General features: G+C 34.9%; 16 protein-coding genes. 1 reads left to right on the top strand and 15 read right to left on the bottom strand.

All coding sequences use genetic code 11. The annotated features are described in order from the left end of the window. Nucleotide 1: 1 nt before the first annotated feature. The 6 genes from cmk to prsW all read right to left on the bottom strand — a co-directional run bounded on the left by cmk (nt 2) and on the right by prsW (nt 5,314). On the bottom strand, nt 2-673 hold the full coding sequence (cmk, locus tag ACFSUL_RS02060) for a (d)CMP kinase (RefSeq protein WP_377932252.1): 672 nt from the start codon (nt 671-673) through the stop codon (nt 2-4). A gap of 175 nt (nt 674-848) precedes the next feature. Then, a complete protein-coding gene (locus tag ACFSUL_RS02065; RefSeq protein ID WP_377932254.1) occupies nt 849-1,037 on the bottom strand; it encodes a YpfB family protein in 189 nt (62 codons plus the stop codon). A 54-nt stretch (nt 1,038-1,091) separates the two neighbouring features. Next, nucleotides 1,092-1,739 carry a flagellar brake protein gene (locus ACFSUL_RS02070; RefSeq protein WP_377932256.1) on the bottom strand — a complete coding sequence of 216 codons (648 nt, stop codon included), beginning with the start codon at nt 1,737-1,739 and terminating at the stop codon, nt 1,092-1,094. Between the two features lie 409 nt (nt 1,740-2,148). Beyond that, nucleotides 2,149-3,495 carry a germination protein YpeB gene (gene ypeB / locus ACFSUL_RS02075; protein WP_377932258.1) on the bottom strand — a complete coding sequence of 449 codons (1,347 nt, stop codon included), beginning with the start codon at nt 3,493-3,495 and terminating at the stop codon, nt 2,149-2,151. A 14-nt stretch (nt 3,496-3,509) separates the two neighbouring features. Further along, nucleotides 3,510-4,394 (bottom strand): spore cortex-lytic enzyme, encoded by an 885-nt coding sequence (sleB, locus tag ACFSUL_RS02080; protein WP_377932332.1) that lies wholly within the window; start codon nt 4,392-4,394, stop codon nt 3,510-3,512. A 233-nt stretch (nt 4,395-4,627) separates the two neighbouring features. After that, nucleotides 4,628-5,314, bottom strand: coding sequence for a glutamic-type intramembrane protease PrsW (gene prsW / locus ACFSUL_RS02085; protein ID WP_377932260.1), 687 nt, complete (start codon nt 5,312-5,314; stop codon nt 4,628-4,630). 90 nt (nt 5,315-5,404) lie between these two features. Between prsW and ACFSUL_RS02090 the strand changes: the two genes are divergently transcribed. Beyond that, nucleotides 5,405-6,379 carry an asparaginase gene (locus tag ACFSUL_RS02090; protein ID WP_377932262.1) on the top strand — a complete coding sequence of 325 codons (975 nt, stop codon included), beginning with the start codon at nt 5,405-5,407 and terminating at the stop codon, nt 6,377-6,379. A gap of 379 nt (nt 6,380-6,758) precedes the next feature. Here ACFSUL_RS02090 and ACFSUL_RS02095 read toward each other — a convergent pair whose 3' ends face one another. The 9 genes from ACFSUL_RS02095 to ACFSUL_RS02135 form a co-directional block, all read right to left on the bottom strand. Next, on the bottom strand, nt 6,759-7,721 hold the full coding sequence (locus tag ACFSUL_RS02095) for a YpdA family putative bacillithiol disulfide reductase (RefSeq protein ID WP_377932264.1): 963 nt from the start codon (nt 7,719-7,721) through the stop codon (nt 6,759-6,761). 209 nt (nt 7,722-7,930) lie between these two features. Next, complete coding sequence (locus ACFSUL_RS02100) at nt 7,931-9,208, bottom strand: Glu/Leu/Phe/Val family dehydrogenase (RefSeq protein ID WP_377932266.1); 1,278 nt, start codon at nt 9,206-9,208, stop codon at nt 7,931-7,933. 411 nt (nt 9,209-9,619) lie between these two features. Continuing rightward, complete coding sequence (locus tag ACFSUL_RS02105) at nt 9,620-10,198, bottom strand: adaptor protein MecA (RefSeq protein WP_377932268.1); 579 nt, start codon at nt 10,196-10,198, stop codon at nt 9,620-9,622. A gap of 255 nt (nt 10,199-10,453) precedes the next feature. Continuing rightward, nucleotides 10,454-11,218 (bottom strand): metallophosphoesterase, encoded by a 765-nt coding sequence (locus tag ACFSUL_RS02110; protein WP_377932270.1) that lies wholly within the window; start codon nt 11,216-11,218, stop codon nt 10,454-10,456. Then, a complete protein-coding gene (locus tag ACFSUL_RS02115; RefSeq protein ID WP_377932272.1) occupies nt 11,211-11,594 on the bottom strand; it encodes a hypothetical protein in 384 nt (127 codons plus the stop codon). The genes ACFSUL_RS02110 and ACFSUL_RS02115 overlap by 8 nt, the downstream gene beginning before the upstream one ends. A gap of 126 nt (nt 11,595-11,720) precedes the next feature. Continuing rightward, nucleotides 11,721-12,356, bottom strand: a complete 636-nt coding sequence (locus ACFSUL_RS02120) for a CBS domain-containing protein (RefSeq protein ID WP_071411458.1) — start codon at nt 12,354-12,356, stop codon at nt 11,721-11,723. A gap of 72 nt (nt 12,357-12,428) precedes the next feature. Continuing rightward, nucleotides 12,429-12,884, bottom strand: a complete 456-nt coding sequence (locus tag ACFSUL_RS02125) for a DUF2663 family protein (RefSeq protein WP_377932274.1) — start codon at nt 12,882-12,884, stop codon at nt 12,429-12,431. Nucleotides 12,885-13,000: 116 nt separating this feature from the next. After that, a complete protein-coding gene (locus ACFSUL_RS02130; protein WP_377932276.1) occupies nt 13,001-13,681 on the bottom strand; it encodes a LysM peptidoglycan-binding domain-containing protein in 681 nt (226 codons plus the stop codon). Continuing rightward, nucleotides 13,674-14,279 (bottom strand): CPBP family intramembrane glutamic endopeptidase, encoded by a 606-nt coding sequence (locus tag ACFSUL_RS02135; protein ID WP_377932278.1) that lies wholly within the window; start codon nt 14,277-14,279, stop codon nt 13,674-13,676. Before ACFSUL_RS02135 ends, ACFSUL_RS02130 begins: the two co-directional genes overlap by 8 nt. Nucleotides 14,280-14,287: the final 8 nt, after the last annotated feature.

The raw sequence follows: 14,287 nt of genomic DNA on the forward strand, positions 1-14,287 counted from the left end.
CTTAACCGTTCCTTTCTAAAGTGAGTTTCATTATTTCATCTACTACCTGAGGAATGGTCAAAGAAGTTGTATCAATTTCGATGGCATCTTTTGCTTTTTTTAATGGCGCAACTTCTCTTTCAGAGTCAAGTTTATCTCGTGTTGCAATTTCTTGTTTTAATTGTTCTAAATCGGAAGGAAAACCTTTTGAAACATTTTCCTCGTGCCTTCTTTTAGCTCTTTCATCTACACTCGCAAGCAAAAATACTTTTATTTCTGCATCTGGAATTACATGTGTTCCAATGTCTCTTCCATCCATTACAACACCGCCCGCACTTGCCAATTCCTGCTGCCTTTTCACCATCTCTTCCCTTACAAGAGAATGCTTCGCAACAATTGACACAGAGTTTGTCACATCACTTTGTCTAACCTCGTTCGTGACATCTTCTCCGTCTACTATCACTGTTTGACCAGTGGCATTTTGTTCTAGCTTTATTTCTGTACGGAGTAACAAATTTAGCAGCTTTTGTTCATCATTTAAGTTAATATTTTGTTTTAATGCTTTATATGTAAGCGAACGATACATAGCTCCAGTATCAATATAAAGATATGTTAGTTTCTCGGCTACAATTTTTGCCACTGTACTTTTCCCAGCAGCAGCTGGTCCATCAATTGCAATTCTTAATTTTTCCATATAATCCACCTACTCAATTTCTATATAGTCCACTATTTTATTTTAACATAAAACATGTGCTTAATTTTGAAGCGTACACTACTATATTAAAAAAATGGGACAGTCTCTACAAGTTTAAAAACTATAAGAGTCCGTCCCCGCTATATGACTACATCGCGTAAATAATAATGCTTTTTTAGTCATCTACTTTTCCTGATAATGTTTCAATAATTTCGCTATACTTCATTTTTTCTACACCTTCATAAAATACAATTTTATTTACTTCAGGAAGCACTTCTAGTTTATGAATAAAAAATTGCACCGCTAAAAGAAATAGAAAATGAATAAATACTAATTTGATAAGGATTCTTTCTACTCTTTTCATTTTACCACTACTTTCCTACATATATAGAAAAAGTATGTGTAAAATTACTTTTTTTTATTCTTTTAACCCTTTCCTCCTCATTTCTAATTGCTTTTCAAAGCAATATCTCATAATAATTTGACGATCATTTTCAGCCAAGTTAATGAATTGAATAGAGGCAATTCTTTTTTTATCTTTTTCCCATAGTCGGACCACTCTACTATCTATTTCTAAATAATGATATTCACCAGTTTGCATAGGAAAAACTAATAAAACAGGGAACTGATTACCTTTTGCGAGTTCAATCTCTCTATTTAGAATAACTGCACATCCACCTGCGCTTATATCCTCTGTTATTGTTGGAAATGGATTTTCTTTCATCATTAAGGAAATATCTATTGAGGTATCAACCCTCACAAACTGTCTTCTTTGAATTTTAATTAATTGGTCTTCACCTTTAAAATCAATATGTACCATCGGTATTTTCGATTTTTTTCTACCTAAGACTTCCGTATCGAACATATATACCGTTTGATCATTAAATACAAAACTTGCTTTTAATTGCGTCCCATCCATTAAAAAAATTGTTTTATCCGTTTTCATATGGATTGGATAATCAATATAGAGTACATTTTCATCGAATTCCACTACTTTACATTTATATCGTTCGTTTTCAGTGTTGTCGAGGGGTTCTAATTGCAAAACAATTCCTACTTTTATCATGGTATTTAACTCCCTTTTTCTGTTTTCCTTCAATTTTATTTTTCTTATATTATGTCATGGTTTTTCCACTTTTTCTATAATTTTAAAGGAAAGACTTTATAATTAACCGCAAAATGTTTATTTAGCTCTTAATTACCAACAGTCTTAAATACCCAATACTTATTTACTATAAAAAATAAAAGAAATTACTTTTACCCTCCATTGTTTTCAAAGGTTATTTTTAACAACATTTGAAAATATAAAATAGAGTGGAACCGAAGGCAAGTGCCTGTAACAGAAAGGAAGTATCCACTCCCCACAAACAACAAACTTTACGAAAATAATCTTTTCTAAAAATCACCCGAACCTCTTTCTACTGCAACTGAAGAAAACCCGTTTTTTGTAAAAACGGGTTTTCTTCACGATACTGTTATACTACTTCATCATATACTGGTTCTGCATTTTTTAATTTTTCTACTTTTTCTTCTTCCCCACTATCCGCATTAATAAAAATACGATAAGTATCTTTCCCAAGCATTCCTAAAAATTCGTAACACAGCACTTCTTCGTTCAAATCATTAACAATAATAGCTTGACGTGTTTCCATCACCTTCAGATTTGGATTAATATCTGTTTTTGCTTCTTTCTCAGAAATTGTTGGCTTTGGAATATCTCGTTCATGACTATTCCTTAAATATTCCTCTGCCGCAAAACCGATGATCTGTCCGTTATCTAATGCCACTTTCATTTTGACTGAATCAGGGTAAATTCGCACTCCATCTAACGTTGTTACATAAGTAAAAACACCCATATTGTCATACTGTGCGCTTTCAAACATCTCAAGGTTTTCAAAATCGTTATCTTTCAAAAATTTAGTTGCTTTTTCACCGGCCTTATTCAAGCTTAACTTACTTTTTTCGACATCACGGTTATGGATATACCATATCGGATATCCACCTTTTTTCGTAATATCCATGCTTGCTTCAGTTTTCCCATTTCCGATTGATACACTGTAAAACTCGTAATCAGCTCCTTTACCACTTTGAACTACTTTGGCATCTTTCGTTTTATCTAGTGTTGAGTATTTACGTAAGACATTGACCGCTTCCTTCTCCGTTATTTCCTTCCCTTTTATTTTTTTAAAGCTTTCTTCTTTCTTCGCAGTATTCACGAATGTTGTTCCACCGAAATTTGCCTCATCATACCCATCTACTTGTTTTTCTACCGTTTTAAACCCGTCAATTATCGTATTGTCAGAAGTTTCTTCACCTGAGGCTAAGGCCATTTCTACATCCATCCATCGTAAATTGTTCTCAAGTACCATATGCTGAACTTTTCTTAATTCACTTTGAATATCTGCACTCTGCTTGTATAGTTTCTTTAGTGATCCGTACTCCTCTTCAGAAAGAGGTTTCTTATCTAGATCTCTTACTGCTACCCGGTAGCTAAAATCACCTATATTACTTAAAAACTCTTCCGTTTTGTTAAAAGGTAACAATGTTAATGGGAGCTGCCCCACATCACTATGTGCTTGAGAAGTAAGTCTCCATACATCCGCCAGTGCAGGCGACAAAGATTCTCTCGAGTTCATTGCAAGTGTTGTCCCAATTTTATCGTGCAGTAAATCCATTTGGTAGGTAAGTTCATGGAATGCCCGTTGATAATTATTTTCCGCATTAATAAGAATAGCATTTTTTTCTTGGTGTTCTTGATAGCCCCAATACGCCGCTCCAGCAACACCTATCACTAAAACACCAACTAGTATATTACGTAGCATACCTTTTCACCCCTTTAATCACAGAATATATGTTTACCTATTTTTTTAATTTGAGGTCTTGACCATATCCAATCACTAGTTGCCGTTACAGGATTAAAGTAATATAGAGCATCAGATGTAGGGTCCCACCCATTAATTGCATCTAGTACAGCTTCCTTTGCCCTTTCATTTGGTGTTAACCATATTTGACCATCCGCAACAGCAGTAAATGCACCTGGTTCAAAAATAACTCCGGACGCTGTATTAGGAAATGATGGACTGTCAATACGATTTAAAATTACAGCCGCAACAGCTACCTGTCCTTCATAAGGTTCACCGCGCGCTTCCCCATATACAGCATTTGCCATAAGTTGAATATCATTTTGCGAGAAACCATTAGGAGTATTTACCGCAGTTGGTTTTGAGGCCTCTTTCTTAGGTGCTGGTGCTGGTTTTGCTTCCGGTTTTTTTTCTGGTGCTGGTTTTGCCTCTTGGTTCGCTTTTGGTGCTGGTTTCGCACCTTTTTTCACATCACCGTTACGCCCACCGCCACTATCTGCTTCTTTTTGTTTTGCTAGATCGACTCCTCCGTAGTGGCTGAAGTTTTTCCCTTCTCGAATTTGTTTTTTAACAAACTCCTTATCATATTTAGAAGCTTTGACGAGTTTTTGTTTTGTTTTAGATCCAGCAAGACCATCAATGGGAAGACCAAACTCGTACTGGAAATTTCTTAATGCCCAGTATGTCCCCCAGCCAAAGACGCCATCAATATCACCATTATAATAACCTATATATTGGAGTCTTGATTGGAGCTCTATAACATCTTCACCCGTTGCTCCTTTTTGGATGACTTGATTTGTAAATGCCTCTGCCTGTCTATCAAACGTAGTGATAGAAAGAACAAAACAAACAAGCACCATGACTATGAAAGTAGTTATCCATTTGAAGCAATTCTTCATAATGCTTAACCTCCAAATCTTCAATTAACATTAAACCTAGTTTTTGTAGTGTTAGCCATTTTATACAAGATGATTTATTATTTGTCTTTTCTTCGTTCGTTTTAAATGAGAGCCTATGGTAACTAATTTTCTCCTACCTGACTCTTCAGGGGGTAAGGTTAAATAAAAAAAGACGATTCAAACGAATCATCTTTTTAAAGAACTTTCTTTTCCATTTTAGCAGTTTCATACTGTTTTGCAGTCATCCTGTGGGCACGCTTTACTTTTCTAAGGCCTAACCACCATAAAAACAGCATAAATGGAACCATATAGTACAACCAATTCTTTTCTGCTAGGAAAATATAATTATAAGTACCGTGCAAAATAGTGGATACAAGCAAGGAAATAATTAACCACTTCCCCTTCTCATCCTTTACACTGAATTTTGCCTTACCAAGATAATAGCCCATTATCACTCCAAAAAGCGCATGACTTGATACAGGTAAAAGCGCACGACCAAATGCGAATTCTACCCCATGTGCAATTAGATAAAGAATATTTTCAACTGTCGCGAAGCCTAATGAAACACTCGCCCCATAAATAATCCCATCATACGGCTCATTGAAGTCAACATGGTGAAATATAGCAAACATTAAAATAAACCATTTAAAGAATTCCTCTAATGTCCCAGAAGAAAAATATGCATTTATCCAGTACGACTGTGTAATACCTTCAAATTCTAATATATATTGTAAAAACATGATTGGAAAGGTGATTAAAGCACCATATAAAAATGTTTTAAAAACTAGTGTAATTGGTTCAGTCTCGTATTGGTCACGCAGATAAAAGTAGCTAAGTAAAGCTAATCCTGGTGCAATACCAGCTGACAAGATCACCAGCATAAAAAGTCCTCTTTTCTTTCTGTTTTCTTAATCGTATCATGTATATGTAGGATTGGAAATATCATTTTATTCTAGTTTGGAGGATTTACTATGAAAAAAAATATACTACTCATACATACAGGCGGTACCATTTCGATGATGGAGGATAGTACTACAGGAGCTGTTATGCCAAATGAGGAGAATCCGTTGTCTATACAGTCTTCTATTGTTCAAGATATAGCTAATATCCAAATGAAAGAGGCATTCCATCTTCCATCTCCTCACATTACCCCTTTTCATATGCTTAAACTAAAAAGCATAATCGAAGAAACATATGAGAAAAAACCTTTTGATGGTGTTGTCATCACTCATGGAACAGATACATTAGAAGAAACTGCCTATTTTCTAGATTTAACGATATCATTACCCGTTTCAGTTGTTGTAACAGGAGCTATGCGATCTAGCAATGAAATTGGTGCTGATGGCTTATATAACCTTATTTCATCTGTTAGGGTTGCCTCAGAAGAAAATTCTAAAAATAAAGGCGTATTAGTTGTACTTAACGATGAGATTCACTCAGCAAAGAACTGTACGAAAACTCATACGAGCAACGTCTCTACCTTTCAAAGTCCGCAATACGGACCAATCGGTATCGTAACGAAACGTGGTGTTCTCTTTCATCATCATCCTACATCAGTGGAAAAATATACTATTAATGATGTTACGAAAAGAGTTACCCTCATTAAAGCATATGCAGGAATGGACTCTGGATTACTTTTTGCTATAAAGAATCTTCAATATGATGGAATTATTATTGAAGCTTTAGGACAAGGAAATTTACCGCCTCAATCTCTTGAAGGTATTCAGGCGTTAATCGAATCAAATATACCTGTTGTATTGGTTTCAAGATGTTTCAATGGAATCGCTCAAGATGTATATGGTTACCCTGGCGGTGGCAAACAATTGAAAGAAATGGGTGTTATTTTTTCAAACGGTTTAAATGGACAAAAAGCACGAATAAAATTAATGGTTGCCCTCTCCAAAACAAATGACTTAATGGAATTAGAAAAAATCTTTAAAAACTAAGAAAAGCGGAAGCGGCTTGGTCAGCTCGTGAAGAAAATAGGAATTTCCCTCAAAAGGCGCCTTTTGCCTTTAGAGGGAAATTATCTTTTTCACAGCGAGCTAGCCGCTGGAGCTGGACAAACAGAAAAGCGGAAGCGGCTCGATCAGCTCGTGAAGAAAATAGGAATTTCCCTCAAAAGGCGCCTTTTTGCCTTTAGAGGGAAATTATCTTTTTCACAGCGAGCTAGCCGCTGGAGCTGGACAAACAGAAAAGCGGAAGCGGCTCATTTAGCCTTAGGCATAGCACAAGACAAGCACCAATGTAGAAACTTTTCTTATCCCTAAAAAATGAACTGCCTACCCTAACTAATTAGGTAAGCAGTTCATTTTCACTTATACTTTAATTATTTTTATTAATAGACCTCGCAATTAATCCCCCGTGTTCCCGTCCATTTTCAATAAAAATTTCGTTTGCGTTATTTCCTGCTGCGATGACACCGGCTATATAAATACCTTTCACATTTGTTTCCATCGTTTCCTGATTGTATGCCGGTCTTCCAGTTTCTGCATCTATCTCAATTCCGACTTTTGTCAAAAAGCTATGGTCAGGATGATAACCAGTCATAGCGAAAACAAAATCATTCTTTATTACTCTCGTTTGACCATTCACTTCAAATACGACTTCTTTTTCCGTAATTTTTTTTACTTCTGAGTTAAACACCATATCAATTTCTCCATGCCGAACAAGTGCTTCAAAATTGGGCAAAATCCATGGTTTTACACTTTTTGAGTACTCCGACCCTCTATATAAAACCGTTACTCTTGCGCCTGCTTTATTTAGTTCTATTGCTGCATCTACCGCTGAGTTCTTTCCACCGATTACAACTACATCTGTATCAAAGAATGGATGCGCTTCTTTGAAATAGTGGAAAACCTTTTTTAGGTTTTCACCAGGAAGATTCATATAATTTGGATTATCGTAGTATCCAGTAGCAATGACAACATTGTCTGTTTCATACTGTTCGTTAGAAGTATATACAATAAAGCTTCCATTCAATTTTTCTACCTTATTTACCTTTTCAAACCGGTTTATCCGTAAATTTTTTCTTTTTACCACTTCCCTATAATACACAAGTGCTTGATTTCTCTTTGGTTTATGTCCCTCAATAATAAAGGGTACATCCCCTATAGAAAGTTTTTCACTTGAACTGAAAAAGGTTTGGTGTGTAGGGTATTGATAAATGGCGTTAACAATATTCCCTTTTTCTATTACTAAAGGATCGACACCAACTTCTTTTAAAGCAATTGCGGTTGATAATCCACAAGGACCACCGCCAATAATGATGCATTTTTCTTTTTTCAAGCTCCGACACTCCTTATAATTCTCTATCGGAAATAAGATGATTTTATTATTTAACATGCCCTTTTGGGGGATATTTAGGAGAATCACCATTTTTCTTCAAAAAGAGACTCTCTAAATCTCTCCAACAAAAAATCCCCTATCTTATGATAGGAGATTTTTCCTTATTATGCAAAAGAGAAGCTTTATTAAAATGTTTACAGAACATTAGACTATATCCAACCTCTAAACCTACATGCTTCTGCCATTTTCCGTACACCTACCATATATGCAGCAAGTCTCATATCTACTCTTCTAGATTGGGAAGCTTCATATACATTACTAAATGACTGCACAAGGATATTTTCTAATTTTTCCTCTACTTCTTCTTCTGTCCAGTAGTAACCTTGATTATTTTGTACCCATTCAAAATAAGAAACGGTTACTCCTCCAGAGGAAGCAAGCACATCAGGTACAAGCAGTACTCCACGGTCAGTCAGGATTTTTGTTGCCTCTAATGTAGTAGGTCCATTCGCCGCCTCAACGACAATTCTCGCCCGTATATCATGTGCATTTTCTTCAGTAATTTGATTTTCTATTGCAGCAGGCACCAGTATATCGCAATCAAGTTCCAATAGTTCTTTGTTGGAAATAGTATTCTTAAACAATTTTGTAACAGTACCAAAGCTATCACGACGATCGAGTAAATAATCTATGTCTAATCCCTCTTCATCGTGCAAACCGCCATATGCATCAGATATCCCAATTACTTTCGCCCCTGCGTCATGCATAAATTTTGCTAAAAAGCTTCCTGCATTACCAAAGCCTTGAACAACTACTCTTGCACCTTCAATATTAATACCTTTACGCTTGGCTGCTTCCCTAATACAAATTGTTACGCCTTTGGCAGTGGCCGTTTCGCGACCATGCGAGCCTCCGAGTACTATCGGTTTTCCTGTAATAAACCCTGGCGAATTGTATTCGTCAATTCTACTATATTCATCCATCATCCACGCCATAATTTGTGAATTTGTAAAAACATCAGGTGCCGGAATATCTTTTGTTGGACCAACAATTTGACTGATCGCTCGAACATAGCCTCTGCTTAGTCTTTCTAATTCTCTAAAGGACATATCACGCGGATCGCAAATAATTCCTCCCTTACCGCCTCCATATGGTAAATCAACGATTCCACATTTTAAACTCATCCAAATGGAAAGAGCTTTTACTTCTTTCTCTGTCACGTTTGGGTGAAAACGAATTCCACCTTTTGTTGGACCAACTGCATCATTATGCTGTGCCCGGTAGCCAGTAAATACCTTTACGGTTCCATCGTCCATTCGAACAGGTATTTTAACTGTTAACATTCTAACAGGTTCCTTTAATAGTTCGAAAACTTCCTCCGGATAACCTAATTTATCAAGTGCATGATGAATGACTGTTTGTGTCGACTTTAGTACATCATGCTTGTCTTCTGTATGGTTATTTTCTGTTCCTTTCTTGGCTACCATTTATGTAAACCTCCCAGTTATTTTCCCTGAATTGCGGAATTTATATCCGCTTTCAGACACTAGTATACACGTTTGGATACTGCTTGCAAAGATGGAAAATGGAATTCAATAAAGTTTTTTGAAAACGCTATCATAATTTTGAATTTATAACTTTATTATAGCTTATACCCTGCATCAGACTTTTTAAAACATGTATTTTTAAAGGTTTATTATTTTCAGGGAGTCCCATTATAATTTTAATTATACAAGCAGAAAAACAAAACACCTGCTATCCTATAATTCAACTTCAACATCTTACTCTTTAGATTCATATGCTATATTGTTGTAGGGTAAACTTGTGCCGCTTTTCAGTTTATCTTATGGTACAATCACATCTGCTATTTGATTATTCCATTAGGATAGTAGGTGATTTTATGAAAAGTAATCTTTTATTGTTTGAATTGTGTTTTTAAGCAGAATAGGCATTCCATATTCTTTTACCATATGGACTGTATAATTGCTATGCTTTCCGTATTCTGTACCTAATGAATCAATCAGTGCAAACAACTCGCTTGGTAAGTTCTCATAAATAATAATATAGAGATTTTTCCAGCTATATAAGGAACAAGCCCCAACTGTTTCAGACATACTTATGTCCAGTCTTAGAAACATAGATATGACGTCTTCAAAGTCAGTAAACTCGTATACAGATGTTAACTCATCGATTGTACTAGTGGAAAGCCTGCTTTCTCCCTCAGTAAAGTCATCTTCAGAATCCAGTGTTAAAATCAAACATATTTCCGTATCATTAACAGACTCTATCTCGACCGTAACTTCCATCTGTGCTTCAAACCCAAATTTTTTTTGAATTTCATCCAACATATCTTCAAAAAGATCATGCCAAACAAAAGAATCCTTCCATTGCTCTTCGTCAAAAATCCCCTTATCTTCTAACTCATTTACATCTATAGAAAACTTTATTTGGTTTTCAGAAATTTTTTCGAGCCTCATAAAAATTGCCCCCTGAGTGTGACGACTTATCATCATACTATGTCGAGGGCAAAATTAAGTGCTTGTGATACCTTTATAATTTATTTCTAACTATTTATCCTCGCATTAACGAGCTGTAAGCCCCTGCTTCAAGATTTGAAAAATCAGATAAGCACAACATGTGGGGGATAACTGCTCCTAAATGCCTGATTGGTTTCACTAACAATTAGTGAGGGATGAGATGAAGGACTCCTCTTCACTTTATTACATATCTTTTTACTTTCCAATTGTAATAAGATGTGTTTCTGCTCTTGCTCCCAACCTTAACGGTAACGCTGTCGTTCCATATCCGTTACTCACTAATAAAGTCGTTTCAGATTTCCTTTCCAGACGTCCCTTTTTATAGAGACCCCAGCCAAATAAACGGATTTGTCCTCCATGGGTATGGCCGCTAATAACAAAATCAATACCATCCTTTTTTTTAATTTCCTTTACCATTCTCGGGTTATGACTGATTAATATATTAAAATCAGCAGGAGTAACATGCTTCATTGCTTGAGATAAATAACTTTGATTTGTACTTGCATCATCTACACCAATAAGGTTAATTACCTTCTCTTTACCTGAAGCTAGCACAAAGGCATTGTTAACTAATTCTATAACACCCTTTTCACGAAACAAGTTCTTCAGATAATCCGCATCTACCTCATAGTCATTATTTCCCCAAACAAAGTAAACTGGTGCTATTTCTAACAGCATATCAAGATTTTTTCCAACTCTATCAAATGGAACATCCTTTTCTAGCAAATCTCCTCCAATAATAACTATTTTAGCCTTCCCTTTCACATGATTAATTATTTTTTGTGAAATTTTACGTTTATGTATATCCGAAATAAAAAATATTTTTAAAGGGGCCACATCATCCGGAAAGTTTAGAAAAGAAATTTCTTCTTCCTTTACATAATTTCGAAATGCTTCCCTTAACATAAATACAAATAGGCAAATGCCTGCGATAGCTAGTATGAGTAATAATTCAACCATGTTGTCCTCCTCGGCCATGTAAATCTAATGAAATAATACCATAAATAAATGCCAGTACGGAAAAAACAAACGTCTGCCACTCTCCAAACAATGTTAGAGCGTATAATGTTACCATATGAATTGGAATTAACAATATAGGTGATTGCCATCTCCCTTTAAACGCTGTAAAAAGAGATCTAAACTCTACTTTTAGTAACCCACCTTGAATTATTAATCCCATCATTAAAGCAATTGATCCAAAAAAGAATTCAATAGGGTTTAATACAAGTTGAATGACAAACTCGGAAAAATATATTGGTTGAATATCAGGAAACCATTTAATGAATAAGTAGCCTAATATAAAAGTTATCGCGAGTTTTAGTAAATGTATATACAAAAAAATCCCTCCCATAAAACAATATGAGAAGGATTTTTTTTAATGAAACATTTTATCCCACATTAGCTGCTAAGAAGCCTCATTCCCCGGGCAACCAGCAGTAAATGTCCGATTGTTAGTTTCACTTTATTCATCTTCTTGTATATGCAAAATCCGAAAACCTGATTTTTCCAATTTCTTCAAAAACTTATCTAAGTTGCCCTTCTTTTCTATCTTTAAAACAATTCTTCTAAGGAGCTTGTCTGAAGCGTCGAACGTCACGAGTGAGATGACTGATTCTGAATATTGTTGAATAATATCACCTAACCTAGCAATACGTCCTTCCGTTTCAACAGAGGTAAATGCAATGCGTACTCCTTTTTGCTGTAATCCAAAAGCACTCTTAAATTGATCAAGTATATCAAATCGAGTAATGAGTCCCATAAAGTTTTTATTTTCATCTACAACGGATAGAATTGGGAAGTCTTGCAAGTCTACAAGCGTATTTTCAAAAATATCATCACCTGTTAATACCTTCTCTTTATTGGCAGCAATATCTATCACTTTTGTTTCCTTTAAATAAACTTCTTTTTCCAGAGTAGACTGAAAAAATCCCTGATAAATATTATATCTAGTTGCAACCCCAACATATTTATCTCCAGAAAGAATTGGAACCCCATCAATTTGGTGTTTCTCCAACATTTCTAATACTTTTTCAATTGTATCGTTTTCACTAACTGTATAACATTTATGTTTTGGTATCATTGCGCTTTTAACAAACATATGATCCCTCCAATTTTATTAGTAAATCAATTACTATTCAACATCTATATAATCATTTCTAAATACCCTTCTTCATTTACTTTCATGAAATAAATTGATATCCCAATTTTTTTTCATTAATTCGTATACTTGATGTCTTTTTTTCCAAGCATCTTCTTTCCATAAGTCTTTACTTCGGTCGATGATTTCACACCTCAATGCTTGATATTCTTTTTCCGCTTTTTCTTTTTTTTGATACAGGACTTTTGTCGCACCAAATAACCCTATTATAACCATTGTTATATATACATGAAAAGACTTAGATACATAGACAGAAAACATTGCAGCAAAAGAATAGGAATAGGGACCCATTACATATTTATATAAATAATAAAAAAAGAAAAAGGCAGTAAAAACACTTATCCATAAAACAATTAAGTGATTTTTCTTAGCTTTATCAAATTTTTGTTTCCTTTCCACTACATTATGAAGCATCTGCTTTGTAGCATGGTCAGTCCATTCGCTTAAATTTTGAATAGTTGAATTCACAACTCTCCCCCCTTACTCTAATCATATGAACATGTCCAGTCCAATAGAATACCTGCAAGTACTGTTTTAAAAGTTAGTAACGACTCTACAAGAATAAGGGGGGAATTAAGCTAACATTAGTTCGTCTGTTTATCAATTGGAATTTCTAATACCTGTCCGGATTGAATTTCGTTAGTAGATAGGTTGTTCCAACTTTTTATCTTTTCAATGCCATTTGAAGATTGATAATACTTCATAGCTATACGGTACAATGTCTCTTTTGGCTGCACCGTATGGTAGACTGTGCTGTGTTCTGTTAGCTCCGATGATGAATCAGTTGATTGAGGAGGAGTCTCTTTAGTGTTGTCCACTTCCTTACTTAGAGACAGCTCATCTTGGAGATCATCCTTGCTTTGAGAACTCGTTGGTGTCGTTTCCTTCTCTTTGTCTTTATTATCTACAGTTTTCCCTTTTGAAGTAGACTGTGTATCCTTAATATTTTCTTCCTCGTTGTCCAGTGGTTCCCCATTATCAATTTCAACCTCTTCCACATCATCCGAGGCTTTTGTTGGATTTAATGGTAAATCCCTGTTATTTAATATTGAATATAAGCTAAAAAATATAAGCGGTAAAAGGATAAAAAATAGCAATAATACCCTGATTAAAGGATACTTAAATTTTTTCTTCGTTTTTTTATTTTGGTGAACTTCACTTCTAGAAGGTAGAGATTCTTTCACTTTTTCATCGGACTCTGGGCTAACCTTTTCAATTTTCTGTTTAAGTTGAGCCGCTTTGTCTCTGTATGGATCTTTATTCATCGGATATCCCTTCTTTTTTTTCAGCCTGTTTTGCTTTCCATCTCATGTGTACTCCTAATAGAAAATCAATGACAAAGTGCATCATGATTGTTACTAATAAATTTCCTGTCCACTCATAAACCCAACCTATCCAAAGGCTCAATAGTACGACATTACTAATTAGAAACCAATGTGCAAAGTAACGGAAATGTATTACTGCAAAGATACCGCTCGCAATCAACCATCCGAAATGGTATTGAATAACTCCGCGAAATAATACTTCTTCACTGATTGCTATGACTGCAGCTAAAAATGCTATCTCAGAAATACTACGAGAAGAAAAAACCCTTTTGTTAATTCCTCCATCATCATAATACTTTTCCGGAATAATTTTCATTAAGCACAAATCTAAAAGTACAATAACTATTCCGCTCAATATACCAATCAAAAAAATATCCCAGGACAATTGAAATTGATAGAAAAATGTCGAAAAGTTATTAAATAAAAATATACTTAAGACGAACGAAATTGTTAATAGTAAAATTTGCGTAAAATATAGATGATACGTCAATTCTTTATCAGAAATTTGTTTTATTAACTCTTGCTGACTTTTTCTCATTGTTTCAC

Source organism: Bacillus seohaeanensis (assembly GCF_042684945.1).
GTDB lineage: Bacteria > Bacillota > Bacilli > Bacillales > Bacillaceae_B > Rossellomorea > Rossellomorea seohaeanensis.